Here is a 24,901-nt window from a genome sequence, read left to right as displayed (position 1 = left end):
CAGGGTTCCTCTGCAGCCGCTAGGGTATTGCGGAAAAGGCCTGGTCCAGGTCGGCGATGAGGTCCTCGACATCCTCGATGCCGCAGGACAGGCGCAGCAGGTTGACCGGAACTGCAAGCTCGGTCCCTTTCACCGAGGCGTGGGTCATCTCAGACGGGTAGTTCATGAGCGATTCGATCCCGCCCAGCGATTCGGCCAGGGTGAACACGGTGGTGGACTCCGCCACCTTCCGGGCAGCGGCCTCACCGCCCTTGAACTGCACGGACACCATGCCGCCGAACTTGCGCATCTGTGTCCTGGCGAGTTCGTGGCCGGGGTGCGACGGCAGGCCCGGATACAGCACAGCCTCCACCTCGGGACGCTCCAGCAGCCACTCGGCCACCGCCTGGCCGTTCTCGCTGTGCCGGTCCATCCGCACGCCAAGCGTCTTCAGCCCGCGGGTGGTCAGGAAGGCGTCCATGGGGCCGGACACCGCACCCACCGCGAACTGCACGAACCCGATCTTCTCCGCCAGCTCCGCGTCCTTGACCACCACGGCGCCGCCCACCACATCCGAGTGTCCGCCAATGTACTTGGTGGTGGAGTGGACCACGACGTCGGCACCGAGGGCCAGCGGGTTCTGCAGGTAGGGCGAGGCGAAGGTATTGTCCACCACCAGCAGGGCGCCGGCAGCGTGGGCGATATCCGCGAGCGCGGCGATGTCCGTGATCTTCATCAGCGGGTTGGAGGGCGTCTCCACCCACACGAAGCGCGTCTTGTTGGCGGCGACGGCGTTGCGGACGGTGTCCAGGTTGGCCATGTCCACAGGGGTGTTGCCGATCCCCCAATCACCCAGCACGCGGCTGATCAGCCGGTAGGTGCCGCCGTACGCGTCGTTGCCGAGCACAATGTGGTCGCCCGGGCGGGTGAGGGCGCGGATGAGGGCGTCCTCCGCGGCCAGGCCGGAGCTGAAACTGTAGGCGTGCGTCCCGAGTTCCAGGGCGGCAAGCTGTTCCTGCAGCGCGTCCCGGGTGGGGTTGCCGCCGCGGCCGTACTCGTACCCGCTGCGCAAGCCGCCGATGCCGTCCTGGGCATAGGTGGAACTGAAGTGCAGCGGCGGCACCACGGCGCCGGTGCGGGGCTCGAAGGCCTGGCCGGCGTGGACGGCGCGGGTGTTGAATCCTTGGTTCTCAGAGGCAGTCATGGGTGCTCCTTTAGTTGCTCAGGTAGGCCAGCAGGTCGTGCCGGGTGAGGATTCCCACCGGCGCGCCCACGAAGGTGACCATCAGGGTGTCCGCGTCCGAGAGCAGCTCCCTGGCGGCGGAGATGGTTTCCAGCGACCCGATCACGGGCAGCTTGGGCCCCATGTGTTCGGAGATCTTGTCCGTCAGCTTTGCTTCGCCGCGGAACAGCTTGGCGGTCAGGGTGCGCTCGTCCACGGCGCCCAGGACCTCCCCCATCACCACGGGCGGTTCCTGCGAGAGGACCGGGATGTGGCTGACGCCGTACTCGGTCATGATGTTGATGACGTCCCGTACGGATTCGTTGGGGTGGATGTGCACCAGGTCCGGCAAGCTCGCCGTTCTTGGACTTGATGACCTCACCCACCGATGTTTCCTCGCCCCCGGAGAGGAAACCGTAGGAGCGCATCCACTGGTCGTTGAAGATCTTCGCCAGGTAACCGCGGCCCGAGTCGGGCAGGATGACCACGACGACGGCACTTTCGGGCAGGTCCCGCGCTGCCTTGAGCGCCGCCACCACCGCCATGCCTGAGGAGCCGCCCACCAGCAGGCCTTCCTCCCGTGCCAGGCGCCGGGTCATGGCGAAGGAGTCGGCGTCGCTGACGGCGATCACGTCGTCGGGGATGGACTTGTCGTAGTTGCCGGGCCACATGTCCTCGCCCACGCCCTCGACGAAGTAGGGCCGCCCGGTGCCGCCCGAGTAGACCGAGCCCTCGGGGTCGGCGCCGATGATCCTGACCACGCCGCCGTCGGACTCCGGCCGGTCCGCCGAAACTTCCTTTAAATCAGCGGCCGGTCCCGGTGATTGTGCCGCCGGTGCCGGCGCCGATGACGCAGTGCGTGATCCTGCCGTCGGTATCACGCCAAATCTCCGGGCCGGTGGTCTTGTAGTGGCTGCCCGGAGCGGCGGGATTGGAGAACTGGTCCGGCTTGTAGGCACCGGGTGTCTCCCGGGTGATCCGGTCCGAGACGCCGTAGTAGCTTTGCGGGCTCTCCGGCGGGACCGACGTGGGCGTGACCACCACTTCGGCGCCGTAAGCCTGCAGCACGGCCCGCTTGTCTTCGCCGACCTTGTCCGGGACCACGAAGATGCATTTGTAGCCCTTTTGCTGCGCCACCAAGGCCAGGCCCACGCCGGTGTTGCCGGACGTCGGCTCCACGATGGTGCCGCCCGGCTTGAGCTTGCCTTCGCGTTCGGCATCCTCGATCATCTGCGCCGCGATCCGGTCCTTGATGGAACCGCCGGGGTTCAGGTACTCCAGTTTGACCAAAATGGTGGCTTTGATGCCCTCGGTCACGTGGTTGAGTTTGATGAGCGGCGTATTGCCGATGAGGTCCAGGATGGACTGGGCGTACTTCATAGATACAAAGCTACCGCTTCCTGCAGGCCGTTCCCCGCCCGGGATGCGAGGATAGCCCGGTGATGCAGTTCGCATGGCTCAAAGCCACCCGCAGCTACCTCCTGCCCGGCGCAACCCTGGCGGCAGGCCTGGCCACCCTCGCCGTCGGCGCCCTCCCCGTCCCGGCCTTCGGCGAACTGGCCGGACGCACCATTCCCATTCTGGCTTTCGTGCTGGCCATGTCCCTGGTGACCGAACTGGTGGACGAGGCCGGCCTTTTCCGCGTGGTCACGGACCGGTTGGCGGCGATGGGCAGGGGCCGCGTTTTCACTTTGTGGCTGCTTGTGGTGGCCGTGGCCACGGTGGCCACCGTGTTCCTGTCCCTGGACACCACCGCGGTGCTGGTGACACCGGTGGTTGTCCTCCTGGCCGTCCACGCCCGGATTCCTCCCCTGCCGTTCGCGCTGACCAGCATCTGGCTGGCGAACACGGCCTCACTCCTGCTGCCCGTGTCCAACCTGACCAACCTCCTGGCCCAGGACCGGCTTGGCCTGAGCCCATGGCGCTTCGCGGGACTGGTCTGGGCGCCCGCCGTCGTGGGACTGCTGGTCCCCCTCGTCCTGCTCTGGTTGGCGTTCCGGCGGGACCTGCGCGGAACCTACGGGCCCCAGCCATCCCATCCCGTCCGTGACCGCACCCTGTTGAAGGCCGCCGCCGTGACGCTCCTGATCTTGCTCCCGGCCCTGGTTTCAGGCGTCCCGGTCCAGTACCCGGCCCTTGCCGCGGCGGTGGTCCTGCTGGCGGTCTTCCTGCGCCGCAGGCCCTCGGCCCTGCGGTGGTCCATGGTCCCGTGGCGGCCGCTGATGCTGACAGTGGGCCTGTTCATGCTGATGGAAACGCTGCACGCACACGGGCTGACCACGCTGCTGGCAGGCATCGCCGGATCGGGCGACGGACTGCCGGCACTCCTGCAACTGGCCGGGCTGGGCGCGGGGGCGGCCAACGCCGCGAACAACCTTCCCGCCTACCTGGCCCTGGAGCCGGTGGCCGGATCACCGGCCAGGCTGGCCGCCCTGCTCATCGGCGTGAACCTGGGCCCGCTGGTGAGCCCCTGGGCTTCGCTGGCCACGCTGCTGTGGCATGAGCGCCTGCGGGTGCTGAACGTCCCTGTCAGGTGGGGCGGGTTTGCGGTGGCCGGACTGGTGGCCGTCCTGCTGACCGTGCCGCTGGCCGTGTTGGCGCTGTGGCTGGTTTCCGGGATGCCCTGACGGCTCGTCTTTCCAGAGTGCTCAGGCGCTGTCTGAACTCCCGGTGGCCTGCGGCGCGAGGTTCTGCCAGAGCCCCATCACGTTGCCCTCTGAATCCTGGAAGTATGCCGTGTAACCCATCCCCGGAATCTCGTTCCTGGGCATGACCACCGCACCGCCCAGCTCCTCCACGGTTTTGAGTGTGGCGTTGATGTCCGGAACATCCACGGTGATGACGGGGGCGGTGATCCGGCCTTCCCTGGCCATCATTCCACCGTTGATCGCCCCCGGCGTGGTTGGCTGGCCGGTGGCCGCATCCATGTCCGTGGTGATGACCATGGTGTAGTCCATCCCCGGCACCGGTTCCATCCGCCACCCCAGGGCTTCCTGGTAAAACTTCCTGGCCCGCTCGGGGTCGTCCGCGGGAATCTCAAAATGCACTGCTCCGCCCACCATGGCCTCCTGGTCCTCTGCGGCGCGGCTTATGGACAGTCCGCTGCCCGTGCGCCGTCCGCAGTGATCGTAGGCCCGGGCCGCGATGCGGAGAAGGGCCGATAGTCCCGCCGGTGTCGGTGGGCCGTGGGACCATGGAAGACATGACGATCGCAGACGCACCTCCCCGGCTGGCGGCCGCCGCGGATGTGTCCCTGCGCTGGTATCCGGAGGCCCCCTACAGCTTGTCGCGGACCCTTGGACCGCTGCTGCGCGGCAACAGTGACCCGTCTTTCTGCGTCCAGGGCGCTGTCATCTGGAACGCCTTTACGGCTTCCACCGGCCCTGCCACCCTGCGGCTGGCCCCCGCGGGCGGCGACGCGGGCGGCCCCTGGGTGGACGTCCAGGCATGGGGCCCGGGTGCCGCAGCCGCGGTCCACGCAACACCCCGGCTGTTGGGGGCCGACGACGACTGGCGGGGTTTCGACGAACCGGCCTTCCACGCCACGCTGCCCCGCATGGTCCGGGAGGCACGCCGGCGCAGCCAGGCGCTGCGCCTGCCCGCGAGCGGCCGCATGGTGGACCAGCTGGTGCCCATCATCCTGGAACAAAAGGTGACGGTGGTGGAGGCCCGGCGCGCCTACCGGTACCTGGTCCACCGCTACGGGACGCCGGCCCCGAGCGCGGGGGCCTCCACTCCGCCAGGACTCGTCGTGGCGCCAACAGCGGCCCAATGGTTGCAGGTCCCCAGTTGGGAGTGGCACAAGGCCGGCGTGGGTCCGCAGCGTTCCGCCACCGTCATGCGGGCGCTGCGCTCCGCCGCCGCCCTGGAACGGCTGGCAGCGCTGCCGGCTGCGGAAGCCGCGGACAAAATGCAGGTGATTCCCGGGATCGGTGTCTGGACTGCCGCCGAGGTGGTGCAGCGCACCCACGGCTGCCCGGACTCGATCGCGGTGGGCGATTACCACCTGGCAGCCTACATCGGGGCCGCGCTCACCGGCCGCAGGACCGACGACGCCGGCATGATCCGGCTGCTGGAACCGTGGCGCGGGCACCGGCAACGGGTGGTGCGGATGATCCAGAGCACCGGTTACCGCAAACCCACTTTTGGCCCGCGGATGACCATCCAGGACCACCGGAGGCATTGAACTGCACGGCAGGTCAACAGGTGCTTGATCCGGACCGCGATGGGTAAGGCTACAGTGTGGCGTCCAGCCAGGACGGCCGGACCACGATTGAGAGGAACCCCATGAGCTCCGACCCAGGACGCACCAATCACGCCGGCGTGGAACCCCTGGACGTGGATCCAAACGGCCAACACCCCGCGGTGGTGGACCCGGAGGCGCACGATCCTGATCCGGATGCCAAACTGAAGCTGCAACTGGCCATCTTCGACGTGACCCGCCGCGGGGCCACGGGTAAGAGCCTTGAGGAAATCCGGGAGATGCTGCTGACCGCGTTCGCCGCGCGGGACGTTGCCCCACCACCGTTCACCTGGGTGGAGTCGGCGGCGTCCTCCGCGTTTTACGGTGAGCCCTACATCATCGACTACCCCACAGCCATCGCCGCCGACGACCTCGAGGCTGCCCCCGATGAAACGGTCCGCAAGCGGCTCGCCGCCCGCCGGGAACTGCGCGAGGTGCAGCTACCACCCGGAACCTTTCCCTCCCGGGAGGAGTGGAAGATCCCTGCCAACGAGGTCACCGGCACGGCCGGTACCCGCACGCTCTCCCCAGCGGGTTGGAAAAGCAGGGCTGTCCTGGCCGTCGCGGCGTTGGCAGCGGTGGCCGCCGCAGCAATCGCGGCCACCCGGGCCGGCACGGGCCGCCGCCGCAGGGACGCCTAGAGCCCCAGCCGCGCCACCGCTTCCTCCCGCATCTGGACTTTGCGGATCTTCCCGGAGACCGTCATGGGGAAGTTCTCCCGGACCTCCACGTAGCGGGGGATCTTATAGTGGGCCAGCCGTCCCCGGCAGTACTCGGCCACTGCCGCCGCATCCAGCGGTTCGGCCCCGGGTTAAGGATGATGCAGGCCATCAGTTCCTCGCCGTATTTCGGATCCGGGACCCCGATGACCTGGACGTCCTGAATGGACGGGTGGGTATACAGGAACTCCTCGATCTCGCGGGGGTAGATGTTCTCGCCGCCGCGGATCACCATGTCCTTGATCCGGCCTTCCACCACCACATAGCCGTCGTCGTCCATGTGGGCCAGGTCCCCGGTGTGCATCCAGCCATCGGCATCGATCGCCTCGGCCGTCTTGTCCGGCTGGTTCCAATACCCGGACATCACGGCGTAGCCCCGGGTGCAGAGTTCTCCGATCTGCCCGCGCTCCAGGTCCTCCCCCGTAGCCGGGTCAACGATCCGGTTTTCCAGCTGCGGCATGGTCCGGCCCACCGTCTCCGTGCGCTGCCGGAGCGTGTCACCCCTGCGCGTCATGGTGGACACCGGGGACGTTTCGGTCATGCCGTAGCAGATGGCCACATCCACCATGTTCATCTCGGAAATCACCCGGTTCATCACCTCGATGGGGCACAGCGAGCCGGCCATCACCCCGGTCCGTAGCGTCGAAAGGTCATAGGAGCCGAAGTCCGGCAGCGCCAGCTCGGCGATGAACATGGTGGGCACCCCGTACAGCGACGTGCCGGCAAAGTCCTGCACCGCCTCGAGGGCGGCGGCAGGCGAGAAACCGCGGCCGGGGATGATGGTGGCGGCCCCGTGGCTGAGGGCGTTCAGGTTGCCGATCACCATGCCGAAGCAGTGATAGAACGGCACCGGGATGACCACCCGGTCGTGCTCGGTGTAACCCAGCAACTCGCCGATCGCGTAGCCGTTGTTCAGGATGTTGTGGTGGGTCAGCGTGGCACCTTTTGGGAATCCCGTGGTACCGGAGGTGTATTGCAGGTTGATGGGATCGTGCGGGCTGAGCCCGGCCATCCGGGCCTTCAAGGCAGCGTGCCCGACGTCGTCCGCCCGCTTGAGCAGTTCAGCGTACGTGAGTTCCGCGCCGCCTTCGGGGCTGCCGGCCGCCAGGCCGTCCAGGCCATGGTCCGGCAGGAAGACGAGTTCCTTCAAGTCCGGGCACGCGGCCAGGGCCTGGCGGGCCATGCCGACGTAGTCGCTGTTGGCGTCCGACGGCGCGGTGACCAGCATGCGCATGCCGTTTTGCTTGACGACGAATTCGAGTTCGTGGCTGCGGTAGGCGGGGTTGACGTTCACCAGGATCACTCCGGCCTTGGCGGTGGCGTACTGCAGGAGCGTCCACTCGGCGCAGTTGGGGCTCCAGATGCCCACCCGCTCCCCCTTGGCGACCCCCAGGGCGAGGAGCGCCCTGGCCAGCCGGTCGACGTCGTCGTTCATCTTGGTGTAGCTCCAGCGCCGCGCGTCGGCGCCGGGCACGGGGGCGGCCTCGATCAGTGCGTCATGGAGCGGAAAATGCGCGGCGACGCGCTCGAAATTCGCGCCAATGGTTTCTTCCAGGAGCGGGACGTCAGTGTCCCCGGCTGTATAAGCACGCATGCTGGAACGCTACCAACAGGATCCCGGCAGGAGAAGGAAGGCGGGGCCGGATGCGGGCGCAACACGGGAGACGGGCCGGCGGCGCCCGGTATTGTGAAAACCATGAGTGCACCCATTGACCTGATAGCAACGTTCATCCCCAACGACGGCGAGTTCTTCCGCGTCAAACTTGCCCTGGAAATCGCCATCGACGAGGTGGTGAATGAACCGGGCTGCATCCGCTACGAGCTGACCGAGGCAACGGAGGAGAAGCTGGTGCTGACCGAGCAGTGGGCGTCCCAGGAAGAGCTGGACAAGCACTCCAAGGGCACCGCGGTGCAGGACCTGAACGAATCGTTGAGCGCACTGCTGGCCGAACCGGTCAAGGTGGAACGCGTCTAGCACAACCGTTAAACGCAGAAATGCGGGACCTCCGAAGGGAGGTCCCGCATTTCTGCCTTAACAGCGACTTAGAAGTCGGGAATCTGGGTGCCGTCCTGGGGACCGTTCTGGGCGCCGGCGGGCTTGCCGGCCGCGGCAGCTGCTTCCTCCCGCTGGCGGGCCACATGGGCGTGGACCTCATCCATGTCCAGGGCCTTAACAGCGTCAACCACCTGCTCCAGCTGCTGGGCGTTCAGTGCGCCGGGCTGCGAGAACACCAGCACCTTTTCGCGGAAGGCCATCAATGTGGGGATGGAGGTGATGCCTGCCTCCGCCGCGAGCTGCTGTTCGGCTTCGGTGTCCACCTTGGTGAAGAGGACATCCGGATGCTTCTCGGACACGGTGGCGTACGTGGGACCGAACTGCTTGCAGGGGCCGCACCATTCTGCCCAGAAATCGACCAGGACAATATCGTTGCCTTCGATCGTGGATGCGAACTGTTCACCTGTGATGTCAAGGGTAGCCATGCGACTACGCTACGCGCCCGGGGCTGTCCGTGTCGCGGGTGTTCGCTCCCCGCGTCATCGGGAATACCCGGCGTACGACGACCAACGGTTCAGCTGTAGGCATCCCACAGGTGCGGGGCGGGGGTGCGGCTGCCGGGGAGGGCGCTGGTGGCGCGCCATTCGTGGATCCATTCGGGCAGCACCAGGTCCGCCGGCGGGGCACCAAACTCCGCGATGATGTCTTCCTGGCTGACCGGGCCTCCCTTGGTGACCAGCCGGGTGGCGATGTAGGCACGTGCGTAAATCTCGCCGTCGGCCACCATGCGCTGCTCAAAGAAGATCGCCTTGGTGTCCAGCCCGATGACGCGGGTCTCGATGGTGTACTCCTGCCAAAGTTGCAGCGATTTGCGGAAGGCGATGGTTTCGGCGGAAACCACCGGGCTCCAGCCGCGGCGCCGCATCCGCTTCCAGACGCCGCTGCGCACCATGAGGTCGAACCGGCCAAGGTCCATGAGGGAGAGGTACATGCCGTTGTTGACGTGCATGGCGATGTCGATGTCCGTGGGCAGGACCCGAAGCGGCAGCGACGAGGACTCCCACACGGACAGGGGCGCGCGCCGGGCGGAACGGAACAGCAGGAGCAAGGTTCTCAGGAGCAGGTGCATGCCCCAATGCTACCCGCGGGTAACATGCCGGGCACCTGCTGTTGCGTGGGGCGTCGCCGTAGGATTTCCTGCATGACGCAGCAACGCTACCGCGACCTGGCGGAGTGGCCCCTGATGGCAACGGCACTGGTGTTCCTGGCAGCCTACGCGTGGCAGGTCATCGGACGGCTCGAGGGCAGCGGCGCGGACTGGCTGGAAATGGTCATGTGGGTGACGTGGTGCGTGTTCGTGCTGGACTATGCGGCGAACCTGTGGCTGGCGGAGAACCGCCGGCAGTGGTTCATCCGCAACCTCCACGAGCTGGTCATCGTGGCGCTGCCCTTCTTCCGGCCCTTGCGCCTGCTGCGGCTGGTGACGCTGTTGTCCGTTTTGCACCGCACCGTGGGCGAAACGCTGCGCGGCCGGGTGGCCACCTATGTGGCCGGTTCCGCCGCGCTGCTGGTGTTCGTGGGCGCGCTGGCAGTCTTGGACGTGGAACAGTGGGCGCCGGACGCCAAGATCCTCACGTTCGGCGACGCCCTGTGGTGGGCCACCTCCACCATCACCACGGTGGGCTACGGGGACATGTATCCCGTCACGCCCATTGGCCGGCTGGTGGCTACGGCCCTGATGATGAGCGGGATCGCCGTGCTGGGCGTGGTGACCGCGTCCATCGCATCGTGGCTGGTCCAGCGGGTGGAGGACACAGCGGAATCGGTTGCCGAAGCCGTTGAAGAGCCCATGCGGGTGGAAGTGGCGGAACTGGTGGCCGAGATCGCCCTGCTGCGCCGGGAAATCGCGGAACTGCGGGACCGCCGGGCGCTGTAGCGGCAAGTACCGAACGCTCCGGGCCTGAGTAGGGGCGCTGCCGGGGACGAGTACCGGTGCCGAAAACTCGGGTAATTCCTACTGGTGCCCGCGCCGTGGCCGGATTCCTAGACTCGGGATTCCTAGGACCACCACGCACCGGCAGGTGCACCGGGTTGCTTCCGGACGTTCCTGCCATCACGCGGACTTCCGCATTTTCTGGGTATGCGGATGCCTCCATCTTGCACCGCCCGCGGCTCCGGCACCTGCCGGGGCCGGCGGTGCAATGGCATCGCGATCCGTCCTTGACCGGGGGCATGCACCGCATGTCCTGGCGGGACCGAACCCAGATGGGCCCACCCATGAACCAGCCTCTCCCCCTTCCGACGGCACCAGCAGGAGCTTTGTCACCGACGAACCCCGGACGGACCTCACCACCGGACGCCCGGTTATCAGCAACAAGTTATGGGCCGGCATGGCCACGGCGGCCGTAGTCGCCGCAATGGGCATCGGCGCCATGGCTGCCCCACCCGCGTCCCTCAGCGGAGGCACACCTGCGGCGGCGGTCCAGGTAGCGGCGGCCGCCGTTCCGTCGCCGGCTCCCGCCGTTGACTCCAGCGGGGCAGCAGACGCCTCCGGACAAAATGCCCCGGATGCGCCCGCCGCTGAGGCACCCGCAGCCGCGGCAGTGGCCGCCCCAGCCGCGGAAGCAGCCCCGGCACCGGCGCCCGCCCCGGCACCAGCCCCCGAACCAGCTCCGGCACCTGCTCCCGCTCCCGAGCCGGCAGGGGACCCCAACGTCTACACGGTGGTGTCCGGCGACACTGTGGGCGCGATTGCCGCCGGCCACGGCTTGGACATGAATGCGATGCTCGCGGCCAACGGCTTGGGCGCATACAGCATCATCTACCCGGGCCAGACACTGCTGCTGACCGGCCCTGCCATCGCGGTGGCCGCCCCGGCTCCGGCTCCAGCCGCCGCGCCTGCCCCGGCAGCAGCCCCGGCCCCTGCCCCCGCGGCGGCTCCCGCACCTGCGCCGGCACCGGCAGCACCCGCCGTCCGCACCATCTACGTGGCAGGGTCCGGCGGCCAGTCAATGGTGGACGCGTGCATCGGCCCCATCCACTTCACCCCGAACGACGGGTACTCGCTGTTCATCACCGAGCACGACTTCTGCGGCGGCTGGGCACGGTTCTCCGGAATCGGCGTGGGTGAGACCGTCAGCATCCCCGGCTACGGCACCTACACCGTGACCGGCCGCGGCACAGTCCCCAACCCCGGAACCACCAACGACGTGATTGCGGTCTTCGGCGGGTTCCCCCGGGCCATCCTGCAAACCTGCATCCCGGGCACCAGCACGATGCTCCTGATCGCTTTGAACTGACTGCATGTGAACCACGGCGCTGAACCGGGATTTCAGAAGCTTGTCCGCGGGTCCGAACCTTTACCGGCAAGATCCGCGGACAAGGCCATGACGGTTCGCCGGATGGTGTCGACGACGGTCCGGCACCGCTTCCTGGCTTCCTCCGGACCTGCCGGGAGACACGAAAAAGCCTCCGGAACCTGATGGTTCCGGAGGCTTTTCCAAGGGTGGCAGATGAGGGATTCGAACCCCCGTAGGCATTGCCAGCTGATTTACAGTCAGCCCCCTTTGGCCGCTCGGGTAATCTGCCGAACTTCAAAAGAAGTACCCGCCGATGCAGTGTTCGGAGCGTCCGTTTCCGGTCCGTTCCGCTTCCAGTAACCGCGGGCAAGACAACTTTACAGAACTTCCGGCGAAGAATCGAATCGGGCCCTGCAGCACCCACAATCCCCTGAAATGACGGGAAAAACCGGCCCCCGGTCAGGCCTCACCCAGGATGCGCCCGGCAAGCTTGGCTTCGAAGCTGAGCGCCTGCTCAGCGGTGATCTGGTTCAGCTGCACCGCCCGCTGGAGGTCGGCCCGCACGCCGTCCATCCGCGAGGAAGCGTCCGCCACCGGACTGAAGACGATCGAGGCCGCCACCGCCGCCGCTGCCACCGAGGTTGCTGCCGTTGCCACCGCCCCGGCTGCTGCTGAGGTGGTCCGGGTGACGTAACGGGCGGCTTTGCGGTGCATGGTGTTCCCTTCGAGCTTGTACAACTGCTCCAACTCTCGCCAGGGCGCCTTCGTTCCCGCGGTGCGTCCGCTGAGAGGGAACTGTGAATTCATCGCCGCCCCGGGCGGGGGCATCCGTATTAGGCTTGATGCCAGTGATCCCGGCCCTGTTACGCGCAGGGCTCCCATCAGCAAAAGGAGAGTCATGGCAGGCGAGTCAACGTTCGACGTCGTAAGCAAAGTGGACAAGCAGGAAGTGGCCAACGCCCTCAACCAGGCCCAGAAGGAACTCACGCAGCGCTACGACTTCAAGGGCGTCGGCGCGGAGGTGGACTTCAGCGGCGAGAAAATCCTTATGAAGGCCAACTCGGAGGAGCGTGTGCTGGCCGTCCTGGACGTGCTGCAGTCCAAGCTGATCCGCCGCGGCATCTCGCTGAAGTCGCTGGACACCGGCGAGCCCTACGCCTCCGGCAAGGAATTCCGCCTGGAAGCCTCCATCAAGGAGGGCATCGCCCAGGACCTCGCCAAGAAGATCAACAAGCTGATCCGCGACGAAGCCCCCAAGTCGGTCAAGTCGCAGATCCAGGGCGATGAGCTGCGAGTCTCCTCCAAGTCCCGTGACGACCTCCAGGCCACCATGACGCTCCTTAAGGACTTCGAGGAAGCCGACCTGCAGTTCGTCAACTTCCGCAGCTAGGCGGCCGCCGCCGTCGTCCCCTGCGCGCACGTGCGCGCAGGGAGGAGCGGCTACAGCTGACGGCCGGCCATCCGCTCCAGCCGGGCGATCCGGTCCCGCATGGGCGGGTGGGTGGCGAACAGCTTGTTCATGGCGCCCCCGCGGAACGGGTTGGCGATCATCAGGTGCGAGGCGTTGACCAGGCGCTGGTCCTGCGGCAGCGGAGCAATGCTGACGCCGCGCTCAATCTTGGCCAGGGCTGAGGCAAGCGCCAGCGGATCGCCGGTCAGCTGCGAACCGTCCTCGTCGGCGTCGTACTCCCGGGTACGGGAGATGGCCATTTGGATCAGTGACGCCGCGAAGGGCGCCAGCAGTGCCATGGCGATCATTGCCAGCGGGTTGGCGTTCCGCCGGTCTCCGCCGCCGAAGATCAGGAGCATCTGCCCCACCGAGGTGATGACGCCTGCGACGGCGGCAGCCACCGAGGAGGTGAGGATGTCGCGGTTGTACACGTGCATGAGTTCGTGCCCCAGCACACCCCGGAGCTCGCGGGCATCCAGGAGCTGAAGGATGCCTTCGGTGCAGCAGACGGCCGCGTTGCGCGGGTTGCGTCCGGTGGCGAAGGCGTTGGGGTTCATGGTGGGCGAGACGTAGATGCGCGGCATGGGCTGGTTGGCGCGGGCCGAGAGCTCCCGGACAATCTGGTAGAGCTGCGGAGCCTGTGCTTCGGTGACCGGAAAAGCCTGCATGGACCGGATGGCGATCTTGTCGCTGTTCCAGTAGCCGTAGAACGTGGTGCCGACGCCGATCAGCGCCATAATCACGATGGGCGCCGAACTCCGCGTTCCCACCCCGATCAGGCCGCCAAGGCCCAGCAGCACCGCCCACAGGACGCCGAACAGGGCCGCCGTCTTCAAGCCGTTGTGATGATTGTGCACGTTTCCTCCTCACTAAGGGAACGGTCCGCTAGGGTACCGGGTTCCGCGCGTCATACCGGCGGAATCCCGGCTGCAGCTGAGCCGCCAGCCAAGCGCCCGCGATGCACAACACACCGCCGAGCAGCAGGACCCAGCCCTCATTCAAAATCCTAGTCGCGCCTCCGGCCAGCAGGTCGCCGATCCGCGGCCCGCCGGCCACCACCACGATGAAGACCCCTTGGAGCCGCCCGCGCAGGTGGTCCGGGGCGGCGGCCTGGAGGATGGTGTTGCGGAAGACGCTGCTGATGGAGTCCGCGATGCCGGCCAGGGCGCAGCAGACGGCAGCCGGCAGCAACCAGAGCGTGGCGCCGGCGCCCGGCGCCCGGCCGGCCAACAGAACCACCAGCCCGAAGGCCCCGATGGATGCGCCCCAGCCCATGACGGAAACCACGACGGCGGTCCCCTGGCGGCGCACGCTGCCCAGCGGCCCGGAGAACAGTCCGGCGAGGAAGGCGCCGACGGCGGTGCACGCCAGCAGGATGCCAACGGTTGCCTCTCCGCCGCCGATCATCACGGCGGCAACGGCGGGCAGCAGAGCCCGCGGCTGGGCGAGGATCATGGCAATGAGGTCGATGACGAACGTCATGCGGAGGTTGGGACGGGTGCCAAGGAACCGGAAGCCCTCGACCACGGAGCGGATCCCCGCCTTGCGCCGGCCCCCGGTGGGCGCCATGGGCGGCAGCCGGTACACCGCCCACAGGACAAATGCGAAGCTCACGAAATCGATGGTGTACGTCCAGCCGAAGCCCAGCCACGCGACGAGGAGGCCGGCCAGCAGGGGCCCGGCAGTCATGGCAAGGCCCAGTGAGAGCATGCTCAGGGCGTTGGCGGCAGGCAGGAGTTCCTTGCGGATGAGCATGGGGATGATGGCGCTGCGGGCCGGCTGGTTGATGGCCTGCGCCCCGCTCTGCAGTGCCACCACCAGGTACAGCACCCACACGTTTCCCAGTTGCACCCAGGCCTGCAGGGCAATCATGCCGGTGGTCAGCCAGAGCACCGAAGTGGCCAGCAGGGCGATGCGCCGGCGGTCGTGGGCGTCCGCGATGGAGCCGCCCATGAGGCCGCCCACCACCAGCGGAACCAGCGCAAAAACGCCCAGCAGGCCCACGTAGAAGCTGTCCTGGGTGAGCCGGTACACCTCGAGGCTCACGGCCACCAGGGTGAGTTGGCTGCCGACGGCGGATACCGCCGAGCCGAGCCAGAGCCGGCGGAATGCGGGGCTCTCCTTGAGCGGCGTCATGTCAGCAAGCAGTTTCCCCACCCTGCAACCCTAATGTCACCTGGAAGCTCGGCCGTTCACCAGGAATTGGCAGGAGGTTAGCCGCGCCTTATTGCGATAAATTCAAAATAAGTGTTTGAATGGAGCCATGACGGAGCACTTTGACGGCCAAGACGCGTGGGCTGCGGCCCTGCGCGCCCACGGCCGCAGGGTGACCAAGCAGCGGCTCGCCGTGCTGGCCGCCGTCGAACGCCACCCGCATTCACCTGCCGAAAGCATCCTGGCCGCCGCCCGGGCCGAACTGCCCGAGCTGACGGCCCAGTCGGTCTACGTGGTCCTGGGCGACCTGACGGACCTGCACATGCTGCGCCGCTTCGAGCCGCCGCACTCCCCCGCCCTGTACGAGACGCGCGTGGGCGACAACCACCACCACGCCATCTGCATCAGCTGCGGACGGGTGGAGGACGTGGACTGCGCCGTCGGCCATGCCCCGTGCCTCACGCCCCACTGGAACCCTGACGCCAAGCCCATGACCATCCAGATCGCCGATGTCATGTACCAGGGCATCTGCCAGGACTGCCAGCGGGCCCAGCAACTTCCTCCCCATAGTCCCTCGCAAGAAAAAGAGAAATAGGAGAACAATGACTGCCGTTTCCACAACCCAGTCAGGTGCGCCGGTAACGTCCGACGCTCACTCGAAGTCAGTTGGTGCCGACGGTGCCATCATCCTGACCGACCACTACCTCGTCGAAAAGCTTGCCCAGTTCAACCGCGAACGGGTTCCGGAGCGCGTAGTGCACGCCAAGGGCGGCGGCGCATTCGGCACGTTCAAGGCCACCGAGGACATCTCCAAGTACACCAAGGCCGCGTTCCTGCAGCCGGGCGCCGAGACCGAGATGCTGATCCGCTTCTCTTCCGTCGCCGGCGAGAACGGTTCCCCGGACACCTGGCGCGATCCCCGCGGTTTTGCCGTGAAGTTCTACACCACCGAGGGCAACTACGACCTCGTGGGCAACAACACCCCCGTCTTCTTCATCCGGGACGGCATCAAGTTCCCGGACTTCATCCACTCGCAGAAGCGCCTCCCGGGCACGCACCTGCGTGACGCCGACATGCAGTGGGACTTCTGGACCCTGTCCCCGAGTCCGCACACCAGGTCACCTGGCTCATGGGCGACCGCGGCCTGCCCGCCTCCTGGCGCGAGATGCAGGGCTACGGCTCGCACACCTACCAGTGGATCAACGCCGCAGGCGAGCGCTTCTGGGTCAAGTACCACTTCAAGTCCAACCAGGGCGTGAACTCCATGACCAGCGAGCAGGCTGAGCAGCTGGCCGGTTCCGACGCGGACTTCTACATCCGCGACCTGTCCGAGAACATCGCCGCCGGCAACTTCCCCTCCTGGGACCTGCACGTCCAGGTGATGCCGTACGAGGACGCCAAGACCTACCGCTTCAACCCGTTCGACCTGACCAAGGTGTGGCCGCACAGCGACTACCCGCTGATCAAGGTTGGCACCATGGAGCTGAACCGCAACCCGGAGAACTACTTCGCGCAGATCGAGCAGGCCACGTTTGCGCCGTCGAACTTCGTCCCCGGCATTGCCGCCTCGCCGGACAAGATGCTGCAGGCCCGCATCTTCTCCTACGCCGATGCGCACCGCTACCGCGTGGGCACCAACCACGCCCAGATCCCGGTGAACCAGCCCAAGAACCAGGTCAACAACTACAGCCAGGACGGCGCAGGACGCTACCTGTTCAACGCTCCGTCGGTTCCGGTCTATGCACCGAACTCCGTGGGCGGCCCGGCTGCGGTTGAGCCGCAGAACCCGGCCGGCGGCTGGGAGAACGACGGCGAACTGACCCTCGCCGCGCACTCCCTCCACGCGGAGGACAGCGACTTCGTCCAGGCCGGCGCGCTGTACCGCGAGGTCTACGACGAGGCCGCCAAGGCCCGGTTCCTGGAGACGATCTCCGGTGCAGTGGGCGGCGTCAAGAGCGCCGACATCAAGGAACGGGCCATCCAGTACTGGACCAACGTCGACGCCGAACTGGGCGCCAAGCTGCGCGCCAACCTCGGCGCAGCCGACGCACCCTCGGCTCCGACCTCCCAGGCAGAGTCCGCCAACAAGGTGGGCTAGCACCGCCTTCAGGCCCGCGGGCCACAGAACACCCCGTTCCCGGGCTGCCGGGAACGGGGTGTTCTGCTGTCCGGCTGTTGTTTTTGCACATACGGCTTCCGGGATCTGGCCGGTTGCGGCAGGCAGCCCTAGGCTCCCTACATGAGTACTTTCGCAGGCATTCCCCCGGAGGCCTTTGGCTTCTACGCGCAGCTGGAAGAGAACAACAACCGCGACTGGTGGCAGGAACACAAGGCGACATATGAGGAGGCGGTGAAGCGGCCGCTCACCGCCCTGCTCGCCGAGCTGGAGCCCGAGTTTGGCCCCGCCAAGCTGTTCCGCCCCAACCGGGACATCCGCTTTTCGCTGGACAAATCGCCGTACAAGACAGCCCAGGGAGCATTCGCAGCACGGCAGGAAGGCGTCGGTTTCTACCTCCAGATCAATGCCGACGGACTGTTGATCGGCGGCGGCTACCATTCCCACACCCCTGCCCAGCTGGCCCGTTTCCGGTCGGCCGCCGATGCTTCCGCCAGCGGGTCCGCCCTGCAGGACATCGTGGATGCCGTGGCCGGGGCAGGTTTTGCCATCGAGGGCGAGAAACTGAAGACCGTCCCGCGGGGTTTCGCCAAAGACCACCCCCGCGCCGAGCTGCTCAAGCACAAATCGCTGTCCGCAGGCGTCGAGGTCGGCCAGCCGGAGTGGGTTTCCACACCGGACGCCAAGGCGGAGATCGCGGAACGGTGGCGGAAACTCCGTCCGCTGGTGGAGTGGGTGGGCCGCTACGCAGCCCCCTGACGCCCTCCGGCCTGTGGTCCTGCGGGGTGCTGTGCTGCGGCTTCGAGGCGCGTCTCGAGGTTGTTGAAGAACACGGCCAGCATGAGTTCGAAGGCCTTGGTGGCGGCATCGGGCTGGTTCATCACCACGAAATCGAACTGCAGGCCGTAGAAGGTGGACGTGAAGAGCCGTGCATCGGTGTCCGCGTATTCTTCGGGAATGCCCTGGACCATCAGCCAGTCGCGGGTCTTGTGGTGCAGCAGGCGGAAGTGCTCCTGCGCGGTGCCCCGGGGCGTCGCAGCCACAATGTCCTGCGCTGTGGCCTCGAATTCGAGCCGGGTCAGGTGCCGGTTCCGCTGGGCCATGGTCCACTGCCACGAGTCCAGCAGGAATGCCCGCCACTCGTCCCGGTCAATATCGCGGACATCGGTGTTGCGCATCCGGTCCAGGCGCGACTCGATGGACACCACGATGTCGTTGATCAATTGTTCCCGGCTGCCGAAGTGGTACACCAGCGTGTAGGAACTCATCCCCAAGCCCTCGGCCAGGCTCCGGAAGCTCAGCTCGGCCAGGGTCTTGTCCATCAGGTAGTCAAGGATGGCAGCGAGCAGTTCAGTTTTGCGTTCTGAACGGGAGGGACGTGCCATACCTCCATCCTAGGAGCCGGAAACGCCACTGCCCGCCCGGCTGGGGCCGGGCGGGCAGTTATTGAGGGAAGGGACCTCAGGTCCGGGACAGCTCGTCCTCGTCATCCGACGCATCCGGCGCGTCTGCGGTGGCAGGACGGCTGTTGACGGACGCGTTGGCTTCAGCGAAGCGCTCGTTGAGCCGCGAATGGCGCTGGCCGTAGGCGAAGTAGATGGCCAGGCCAATGACCAGCCAGAAGGCAAAGAAGATCCAGGTCTCCACGGCGAGGTTGGTCATGAGGTACAAGCAAAGGACGGCAGAGACAACCGGCAGCACCTTGCCGAACGGGACACGGAAGGCCGGCTTCAGGTCCGGGCGCTTCTTGCGGAGCACCAGGATTCCCAGGCTCACCACCACGAACGCGGAGAGCGTACCGATGTTGATCATTTCCTCCAGCAGGTCCACGTTGGTAAGGCCCGCAACAAGGGCTACCGCGGCGCCGCAGATGATCTGGAGGCGCGCCGGCGTCGAACGCTTCTCGCTGGTTTTGGACAGGGCCCGGGGCAACAGGCCGTCGCGGCTCATGGCGAGCACCACGCGGGACAAGCCCATGAGGAGCACCATGATCACGGTGGTCAGGCCCACAAGGGACCCGAAGGCGATGACCTTGGCGGCTGACGTGTCACCGACCGCTTCGAAGGCGGTGGTGAGGGTGGGGCTCTTGGCCTCGGCCAGCTGGGTGTAGGACACCATGCCGGTCAGCGCCAGTGACACCAGGATGTACAGCAGCGTGACCAGGGCCAAGCCGCCGAAGATGCCACGGGGAAGGGTCTTTTGCGGGTTCTTCACTTCTTCGGCCGACGTGGCGACCACGTCGAACCCGATGAAGGCGAAGAACACCAGGGCGGCGCCGGCAAAGATGCCCAGGGTGCCGTACTGGGCCGGGGCGGCACCGGTCAGGAAACCGAAGAAGGACTGCTTCAGCACATCCGCGCCGCCGGTGCCGGCGGTGGGCTCCGCCGCGGGAATGAACGGCGTGTAGTTTTCGACCTTGACGTAGGTGAAGCCCACCACGATCACGAAGAGCACCACGCCGATCTTGATCAGGGTGAAAATGTTGCCAACCCGGGCGGAAAGCTTGGTGCCCAGGACCAGCAGCACCGTGAAGATGGCCACGATCAGGAAGGCGCCCCAGTAGAGGTCCACGCCACCCAGCGAGATGGCGGGCGGAATATCGGCCCCGGTGAGCGCGAAAACCTTGCTGAGGTAGATGCCCCAGTATTTGGCAATCACGGCGGCGGCGGTGAACAACTCCAGGATCAGGTTCCAGCCGATGATCCAGGCGAGGAGTTCGCCCATGGTGGCATACGTGAAGACATAGGCTGAACCGGCCACGGGGATGGCGGTGGCGAACTCGGCGTAGCACATGATGGCCAGCGCGCAGGTGACGGCGGCGATGGCGAAGGACAGCGTGACGGCGGGGCCGGCGAAGTTCGCGGCAGCCTTGGCGCCAACGGAAAAGATGCCGGCGCCCACTGCAACGGCGACGCCCATGATCATGAGGTCCCAGGTGCTGAGGGAGCGCTTGAGCTTGCGTCCGGGTTCATCGGCGTCAGCGATCGATTGCTCGATGGATTTTGTCCGCAGAAGATTCATTGGGGGTCACAATCCTGGTATGTGATGGAAACAGACCTATCAACGATAGTGTCCATCCACTGGACGGTCCCAATTGTCCCGAATAGTGAGACGGCCAAAAGCCCGAACTATATTCCGCGAATGCATCCGGGGCCCTCCTGATGGAGAGCCCCGGAGCATGTTGGCCGAACTTCCTAGACGGGCCAGTCCATCAGGGTTGAGCGGATCAGGAAGCGTTTGCCCTCGGGCGCTTCCACGGAAAAGCCGCTTCCCCGGCCCGGAACAACGTCGACAGTCAGATGCGTGTGGCTCCAGTAATTGAACTGTTCCCGGGACATCCAGAACTCCAGGGGCAGGGGCTGCACTCCGTCCGACAGGTCGAACAGCCCCAGCAGGACGTCTGAATCCCCGGTGATGAAATCCCCTGCCGGGTAGCACATCGGCGAGGACCCGTCACAGCAGCCGCCGGACTGGTGGAACATGAGCGGACCGTGCCGCTCCCAGAGCATCCGCAGGAGGTCCACGGCCGCGGGCGTGAGCGCCACCCGGGAGAAGTCCTCCCCGGGCAGCGTCACGGCGGCCTCAAGCCCATGAACGTACATCAGAACTTCAGCACCACGCGGCCGTCGATCTTGGCGTGCTTCATCTCGTCGAACACCGCGTTGACCTCGGAAAGCTCCCGCACGGAGACCGTGGGGTGGATCTTCCCCGGGCGTAGAAATCCAAGGCTTCCGCCAGGTCCTGCCGGGTGCCCACGATCGAGCCGCGAACCGTCAGCCCCTTGAGCACAATGTCGAAAATCGGCGCCGGAAAGTCCCCCGGCGGCAGCCCGTTGAACACGATGGTGCCACCACGGCGGGCCATGCCGATCGCCTGCCCGAACGCTGACGGGTGCACCGCAGTAACCAGGACGCCATGGCAGCCTCCCGTTTCACGTTGGATCACTTCCGCCGGGTCCTCATGCAAGGCGTTGACTGTCACTTCGGCGCCGTGGGTCCTTGCCAGGGCAAGTTTGTCGTCGGCGATATCCACCGCGGCGACGCGCAGGCCCATGGCCACTGCGTATTGGACGGCGATATGGCCCAGGCCACCGATGCCGGAGATGGTGACCCACTGGCCCGGCGTTGCCTCGGTCATCTTCAGGCCTTTGTAGACGGTGACGCCGGCGCAGAGCACCGGCGCCACCTCGACGGGGTCGGATCCCGCCGGTATGCGGGCCGCGAAGCGCGAGTCCACGAGCATGTACTCCCCGAAAGAGCCGTCCACGCTGTAGCCGCCGTTCTGCTGCGACTCGCACAGTGTTTCCCAGCCTGTGCGGCAGTACTGGCAGTCGCCGCAGGCGGACCAAAGCCAGGCGTTGCCCACGAGGTCGCCGAGGGCAAGATCGGTGACGCCCTCGCCCAGGCCCACCACCTCGCCGACCCCTTCGTGGCCGGGAACGAACGGCGGTGTGGGCTTCACCGGCCAGTCGCCCTCCGCGGCGTGGAGGTCGGTGTGGCAGACGCCGGTGGTGAGCACCTTGATCAGCGCCTGTCCCGGCCCGGGCACCGGAACGTCGATGTCCTGGACGGACAGGTCGGTGCCGAATTCGGTTACTACTGCTGCTTGCATTCTCGTCGTCATTGGCGAAATCCTTGCGTCGTTGTAGTGGAGGTAGCGGTGGTTTAGAAGAAGCCCAGCTTGTTCTCGTCGTAGCTGACCAGGAGGTTCTTGGTCTGCTGGTAGTGGTCCAGCATCATCGAGTGGTTCTCACGGCCGATGCCGGAGGACTTGTACCCGCCGAACGCGGCACCGGCCGGGTAGGCGTGGTAGTTGTTGACCCACACGCGCCCGGCCTGGATCTCGCGGCCGGCACGGTAGGCAACATTGCCGTTGCGGGACCAGACGCCGGCGCCGAGGCCGTAGAGGGTGTCGTTGGCGATCCCCATGGCGTCGCTGTAGTCACTGAAGCGGGTCACGGACACCACCGGGCCGAAGATCTCCTCCTGGAAGATCCGCATCTTGTTGTGGCCCTCGAAAACGGTGGGCTGCACGTAGTAGCCGCCGGCCAGGTCGCCGGACAGTTCGGCCCGGGCGCCGCCTGTGAGCAGCTTGGCGCCCTCCTGCTTGCCGATGTCGATGTAGGAGAGGATCTTCTCCAGCTGGTCGTTGGAGGCCTGGGCGCCGAGCTGCGTCTCGGTGTCCAGCGGGTTGCCCTGGATGATCTTCTGCACCCGGGCGATGGCGTCTGCCATGAAGGAGTCGTAGATGCCGTCCTGGACCAGGGCGCGGGACGGGCAGGTGCAGACTTCGCCTTGGTTGAAGGCGAAAAGGGCGAAGCCCTCCTGGGCCTTGTCGTAGAAGGCATCGTTGGACTCGGCGACGTCGTTGAAGAAGATGTTGGGGCTCTTGCCGCCGAGCTCCAGGGTGACCGGGATCAGGTTCTGGCTGGCGTACTGGCTGATCAGGCGGCCCGTGGTGGTCTCGCCGGTAAAGGCGATCTTGCGGATCCGGGGGCTGGAGGCCAGCGGCTTGCCCGCCTCGACTCCGAAGCCGTTGACCACGTTGACCACACCGGCGGGCAGGATGTCGCTGATGAGTTCCATCAGCACCAGGATCGAGGACGGCGTCTGCTCGGCGGGCTTGAGCACCACAGCGTTGCCGGCGGCGAGCGCCGGGGCGAGCTTCCAGACGGCCATCAGGATCGGGAAGTTCCAGGGAATGATCTGGCCGACGACGCCGAGCGGCTCGTGGTAGTGGTACGCGGTGGTGTCATCGTCGAGCTGGGACAGCCGGCCCTCCTGGGCGCGGACGGCGGAGGCAAAGTAGCGGAAGTGGTCCGCGGCCAGCGGAATGTCGGCGTTGAGGGTCTCGCGGATCGGCTTGCCGTTGTCCCAGGATTCGGCGACGGCGAGCATCTCGGTGTTCTCATCGATCCGGTCGGCAATCTTGTTCAGGATCGCGGCGCGCTCGGCCACGGAGGTCTTGCCCCAGGACGGCGCGATCTTGTGGGCGGCGTCCAGCGCCAGTTCGATGTCTTCGGCGGTGCCGCGGGCCACCTCGCAGAAGGCCTTGCCCGTGACCGGGGTGATGTTTTCGAAGTACTGGCCCTTCACCGGGGCCACCCATTCGCCACCAATCCAGTTCTCGTACCGGTCCTTGAAGGTGACCTTCGAACCGTCGGTTCCTGGCTGCGCGTAAACGGTCATTGCTTAGCTCCTTTGCTGTGCAGGAGGCCGGCCCGCTCGGGCCCGCCGTTGCCTACAGCGTAGGAGCCGGGAGGTTGCAGCCAGGTTGCAACGGTGGGTGCGCTTGCCGGAACCCGGTTCCGGGAAGCTCAGCCACTGGGCAGGCCGGGTTTCAGGCGCGCAGTTCGGCTTCCAGCCGCTCAAGATCAGCGACGACGGCGGCCCGCTTGGGTGAGCGCGGCGGCAGGAGGCGGAGCGCGGCACGGCGGATGCCGACGTCGTCAGTTGCCTCGGGAAGCGCGGCAAACTTGAGCAGGGACTCGGCGCTGCCGTCCGTCAGGACCGCCTCACGGAGCAGGGACGACACCCTGCTCCGCAGCTCGACGATGCCAGGCGCCTCCGAGCGGGGCAGCACCGCTCCCCGGTAGATCTCCAGCGCTATCCGGTGGGCTCCGCGCTGCAGGCAACTGAGGACCTGGCCGGTATCGGCCACGATGTCCACCGGGAGCCGGTAGGGACGCGAGCCGGGGACGGCCTCGGGGCTGAGCTGCTGGATCACTTTGCGCAGGCGCACCATCTCGGCCCGGAGCGTCATGGTAGAGCCCTCCCCCGGGTACAGCAAAGAACTGAGTTCCTCGGCGGTAAGCCCATCCGGATTCATCCCCAGCAGGGCAAGGATTTCACTGTGCCGGGCGGACAAGGCAACCGTCTTTCCCCCGAGGCTGAGCAGCGCCTGGTCTCGGCCCAGCAGCTGCAAGCTGTTCCGGTAGAGGCTGCCTTCCGTGGCACTGCGGCCCTGCCCGGCCGCCGCGGCCGGGCTCCGGCGTCGTACGGGTTTCCGTGCCACTTCCGCCGCGTGCTGCAGGCGCTCCACGCGCAGCTGCGCCTGCGCGGCCGCAACCGTTGCTTCCACCAGCGAGAAGGTGTGCGGCGCCACCGCGGTAGCCGTCCCGGTGATGTCCACGACGCCGAGGACAGCTCCCGAGTCGGGGTCGTGGAACGGAACGGCGGTGCAGCTCCAGGGGTGGACTGCGCGCTGGTAGTGCTCTGCGCCGGAGATCTGGATTCCCCGGCCCAGGGCGAGTGCCGTTCCGGGTGCGCTGGTGCCCACGCTTGCTTCGGACCAGTTGGCGCCGGGGACGAACATCATGCCTTCGGCCCGGCGCTGGAGCGCGGGGTCGCCGTCCACCCAAAGGAGCCTGCCCACTTCGTCCCCGACGGCCACCAGGAGCCCGCTGTCGTGGCTCGGCTGCACCAGCAGCTTGTTGATGACCGGCATGATCGCGGCTAGGGGGTGCCGGCGGCGGTAGTCCTCCAGCTCATCCCAGTCGAACGCCAGGGGCGCGGCGGCGTTGTCCGGGTTCGCTTTGAAGCGGGCGGACCGCAGCCAGGATTCGCGGATCAGGGCGCGCAGGCCGGGTATTTCCGGGGTGGCGTCAGCGAACGCATGGTCCAGGCGCTCGTGTCCGGCCAGCGCGGCACGCTGGCGCGGTTCAGGCTGGATCAGGTTCGTCATCGAACTCCCGTTCCGGGGTCTTGTCCGGCGAAGCAGCGCT

At 66.7% G+C, this 24,901-nt stretch carries 21 protein-coding genes, 1 tRNA gene and 4 pseudogenes; 10 read left to right on the top strand and 16 right to left on the bottom strand.

All coding sequences use genetic code 11. The annotated features are described in order from the left end of the window. Positions 1-19: 19 nt before the first annotated feature. Both ACX5I6_RS10500 and ACX5I6_RS10495 read right to left on the bottom strand, forming a co-directional pair. The gene (locus tag ACX5I6_RS10500; protein WP_461840450.1) at positions 20-1,183 is read right to left on the bottom strand and encodes a cystathionine gamma-synthase; all 1,164 of its coding nucleotides are present in this window, start codon (positions 1,181-1,183) and stop codon (positions 20-22) included. Between the two features lie 10 nt (positions 1,184-1,193). Continuing rightward, positions 1,194-2,581 (bottom strand): annotated as a pseudogene (locus tag ACX5I6_RS10495) (cystathionine beta-synthase). Positions 2,582-2,643: 62 nt separating this feature from the next. Between ACX5I6_RS10495 and ACX5I6_RS10490 the strand changes: the two are divergent. Continuing rightward, on the top strand, positions 2,644-3,828 hold the full coding sequence (locus tag ACX5I6_RS10490; protein ID WP_461841701.1) for an ArsB/NhaD family transporter: 1,185 nt from the start codon (positions 2,644-2,646) through the stop codon (positions 3,826-3,828). Between the two features lie 21 nt (positions 3,829-3,849). Here ACX5I6_RS10490 and ACX5I6_RS10485 read toward each other — a convergent pair whose 3' ends face one another. Next, positions 3,850-4,263 carry a VOC family protein gene (locus ACX5I6_RS10485; RefSeq protein WP_461840449.1) on the bottom strand — a complete coding sequence of 138 codons (414 nt, stop codon included), beginning with the start codon at positions 4,261-4,263 and terminating at the stop codon, positions 3,850-3,852. Between the two features lie 140 nt (positions 4,264-4,403). Between ACX5I6_RS10485 and ACX5I6_RS10480 the strand changes: the two genes are divergently transcribed. Together ACX5I6_RS10480 and ACX5I6_RS10475 are read left to right on the top strand one after the other, a co-directional pair. Continuing rightward, positions 4,404-5,387 carry a DNA-3-methyladenine glycosylase family protein gene (locus tag ACX5I6_RS10480; protein ID WP_461840448.1) on the top strand — a complete coding sequence of 328 codons (984 nt, stop codon included), beginning with the start codon at positions 4,404-4,406 and terminating at the stop codon, positions 5,385-5,387. A gap of 101 nt (positions 5,388-5,488) precedes the next feature. Beyond that, positions 5,489-6,085 carry a hypothetical protein gene (locus tag ACX5I6_RS10475; RefSeq protein WP_461840447.1) on the top strand — a complete coding sequence of 199 codons (597 nt, stop codon included), beginning with the start codon at positions 5,489-5,491 and terminating at the stop codon, positions 6,083-6,085. Here the strand turns inward: ACX5I6_RS10475 and ACX5I6_RS10470 are convergent. After that, positions 6,082-7,757, bottom strand: a pseudogene (locus ACX5I6_RS10470) (AMP-binding protein). The gene ACX5I6_RS10475 and the pseudogene ACX5I6_RS10470 sit on opposite strands and share 4 nt — an antisense overlap. 102 nt (positions 7,758-7,859) lie before the next feature. Between ACX5I6_RS10470 and ACX5I6_RS10465 the strand changes: the two are divergent. Continuing rightward, complete coding sequence (locus ACX5I6_RS10465; RefSeq protein WP_018760535.1) at positions 7,860-8,138, top strand: putative quinol monooxygenase; 279 nt, start codon at positions 7,860-7,862, stop codon at positions 8,136-8,138. Positions 8,139-8,206: 68 nt separating this feature from the next. Here ACX5I6_RS10465 and ACX5I6_RS10460 read toward each other — a convergent pair whose 3' ends face one another. Continuing rightward, a complete protein-coding gene (locus ACX5I6_RS10460; RefSeq protein WP_285319206.1) occupies positions 8,207-8,644 on the bottom strand; it encodes a thioredoxin family protein in 438 nt (145 codons plus the stop codon). An 89-nt stretch (positions 8,645-8,733) separates the two neighbouring features. Then, on the bottom strand, positions 8,734-9,288 hold the full coding sequence (locus ACX5I6_RS10455; protein ID WP_285248577.1) for an acyl-CoA thioesterase: 555 nt from the start codon (positions 9,286-9,288) through the stop codon (positions 8,734-8,736). Between the two features lie 72 nt (positions 9,289-9,360). Here ACX5I6_RS10455 and ACX5I6_RS10450 point away from each other — a divergent pair, with 72 nt between their 5' ends. Together ACX5I6_RS10450 and ACX5I6_RS10445 are read left to right on the top strand one after the other, a co-directional pair. After that, the gene (locus ACX5I6_RS10450; RefSeq protein WP_285248576.1) at positions 9,361-10,095 is read left to right on the top strand and encodes a potassium channel family protein; all 735 of its coding nucleotides are present in this window, start codon (positions 9,361-9,363) and stop codon (positions 10,093-10,095) included. A gap of 265 nt (positions 10,096-10,360) precedes the next feature. Further along, positions 10,361-11,458: a LysM peptidoglycan-binding domain-containing protein gene (locus tag ACX5I6_RS10445; RefSeq protein WP_461840446.1), complete on the top strand. Its 1,098-nt coding sequence runs from the start codon at positions 10,361-10,363 to the stop codon at positions 11,456-11,458. A gap of 207 nt (positions 11,459-11,665) precedes the next feature. Here ACX5I6_RS10445 and ACX5I6_RS10440 read toward each other — a convergent pair. Both ACX5I6_RS10440 and ACX5I6_RS10435 read right to left on the bottom strand, forming a co-directional pair. Continuing rightward, positions 11,666-11,747 (bottom strand) — tRNA-Tyr (locus ACX5I6_RS10440). 170 nt (positions 11,748-11,917) lie between these two features. After that, complete coding sequence (locus ACX5I6_RS10435) at positions 11,918-12,172, bottom strand: hypothetical protein (RefSeq protein ID WP_285248574.1); 255 nt, start codon at positions 12,170-12,172, stop codon at positions 11,918-11,920. Between the two features lie 184 nt (positions 12,173-12,356). Between ACX5I6_RS10435 and ACX5I6_RS10430 the strand changes: the two genes are divergently transcribed. Beyond that, positions 12,357-12,848, top strand: coding sequence for a YajQ family cyclic di-GMP-binding protein (locus ACX5I6_RS10430; protein ID WP_461840445.1), 492 nt, complete (start codon positions 12,357-12,359; stop codon positions 12,846-12,848). 50 nt (positions 12,849-12,898) lie between these two features. Here ACX5I6_RS10430 and htpX read toward each other — a convergent pair whose 3' ends face one another. Both htpX and ACX5I6_RS10420 read right to left on the bottom strand, forming a co-directional pair. Next, on the bottom strand, positions 12,899-13,765 hold the full coding sequence (gene htpX, locus ACX5I6_RS10425) for a zinc metalloprotease HtpX (protein WP_461840444.1): 867 nt from the start codon (positions 13,763-13,765) through the stop codon (positions 12,899-12,901). A gap of 28 nt (positions 13,766-13,793) precedes the next feature. Beyond that, positions 13,794-15,065 carry an MFS transporter gene (locus ACX5I6_RS10420; RefSeq protein ID WP_461840443.1) on the bottom strand — a complete coding sequence of 424 codons (1,272 nt, stop codon included), beginning with the start codon at positions 15,063-15,065 and terminating at the stop codon, positions 13,794-13,796. A 106-nt stretch (positions 15,066-15,171) separates the two neighbouring features. On the opposite strand from ACX5I6_RS10420, the gene ACX5I6_RS10415 reads away from it, so the two are divergent. The 3 genes and pseudogenes from ACX5I6_RS10415 to ACX5I6_RS10405 all read left to right on the top strand — a co-directional run bounded on the left by ACX5I6_RS10415 (position 15,172) and on the right by ACX5I6_RS10405 (position 17,937). Then, positions 15,172-15,657, top strand: a complete 486-nt coding sequence (locus ACX5I6_RS10415) for a Fur family transcriptional regulator (RefSeq protein ID WP_018760544.1) — start codon at positions 15,172-15,174, stop codon at positions 15,655-15,657. Positions 15,658-15,664: 7 nt separating this feature from the next. Then, positions 15,665-17,160, top strand: a pseudogene (locus tag ACX5I6_RS10410) (catalase). Positions 17,161-17,301: 141 nt separating this feature from the next. Continuing rightward, positions 17,302-17,937 (top strand): DUF2461 domain-containing protein, encoded by a 636-nt coding sequence (locus tag ACX5I6_RS10405; protein WP_461840442.1) that lies wholly within the window; start codon positions 17,302-17,304, stop codon positions 17,935-17,937. Here ACX5I6_RS10405 and ACX5I6_RS10400 read toward each other — a convergent pair. The 6 genes and pseudogenes from ACX5I6_RS10400 to ACX5I6_RS10375 form a co-directional block, all read right to left on the bottom strand. Next, the gene (locus ACX5I6_RS10400) at positions 17,922-18,563 is read right to left on the bottom strand and encodes a TetR/AcrR family transcriptional regulator (protein ID WP_461840441.1); all 642 of its coding nucleotides are present in this window, start codon (positions 18,561-18,563) and stop codon (positions 17,922-17,924) included. The genes ACX5I6_RS10405 and ACX5I6_RS10400 overlap by 16 nt on opposite strands. 76 nt (positions 18,564-18,639) lie before the next feature. After that, the gene (locus ACX5I6_RS10395; RefSeq protein ID WP_285319221.1) at positions 18,640-20,199 is read right to left on the bottom strand and encodes an amino acid permease; all 1,560 of its coding nucleotides are present in this window, start codon (positions 20,197-20,199) and stop codon (positions 18,640-18,642) included. 173 nt (positions 20,200-20,372) lie between these two features. Continuing rightward, positions 20,373-20,780 carry a DUF779 domain-containing protein gene (locus tag ACX5I6_RS10390; protein ID WP_461840440.1) on the bottom strand — a complete coding sequence of 136 codons (408 nt, stop codon included), beginning with the start codon at positions 20,778-20,780 and terminating at the stop codon, positions 20,373-20,375. Further along, positions 20,780-21,801 (bottom strand): annotated as a pseudogene (adhP, locus tag ACX5I6_RS10385) (alcohol dehydrogenase AdhP). The gene ACX5I6_RS10390 and the pseudogene adhP overlap by 1 nt, the downstream one beginning before the upstream one ends. 41 nt (positions 21,802-21,842) lie before the next feature. Then, positions 21,843-23,366 carry an acetaldehyde dehydrogenase ExaC gene (gene exaC / locus ACX5I6_RS10380; protein ID WP_461840439.1) on the bottom strand — a complete coding sequence of 508 codons (1,524 nt, stop codon included), beginning with the start codon at positions 23,364-23,366 and terminating at the stop codon, positions 21,843-21,845. 151 nt (positions 23,367-23,517) lie between these two features. Further along, entirely contained in the window at positions 23,518-24,861 is a 1,344-nt protein-coding gene (locus ACX5I6_RS10375; protein ID WP_461840438.1) for a sigma-54-dependent transcriptional regulator family protein, read from the bottom strand. Positions 24,862-24,901 lie beyond the last annotated feature (40 nt).

It is taken from the genome of Arthrobacter sp. MMS24-T111, from assembly GCF_054888995.1.
This window is presented reverse-complemented; position numbering and strand designations above follow the sequence as displayed.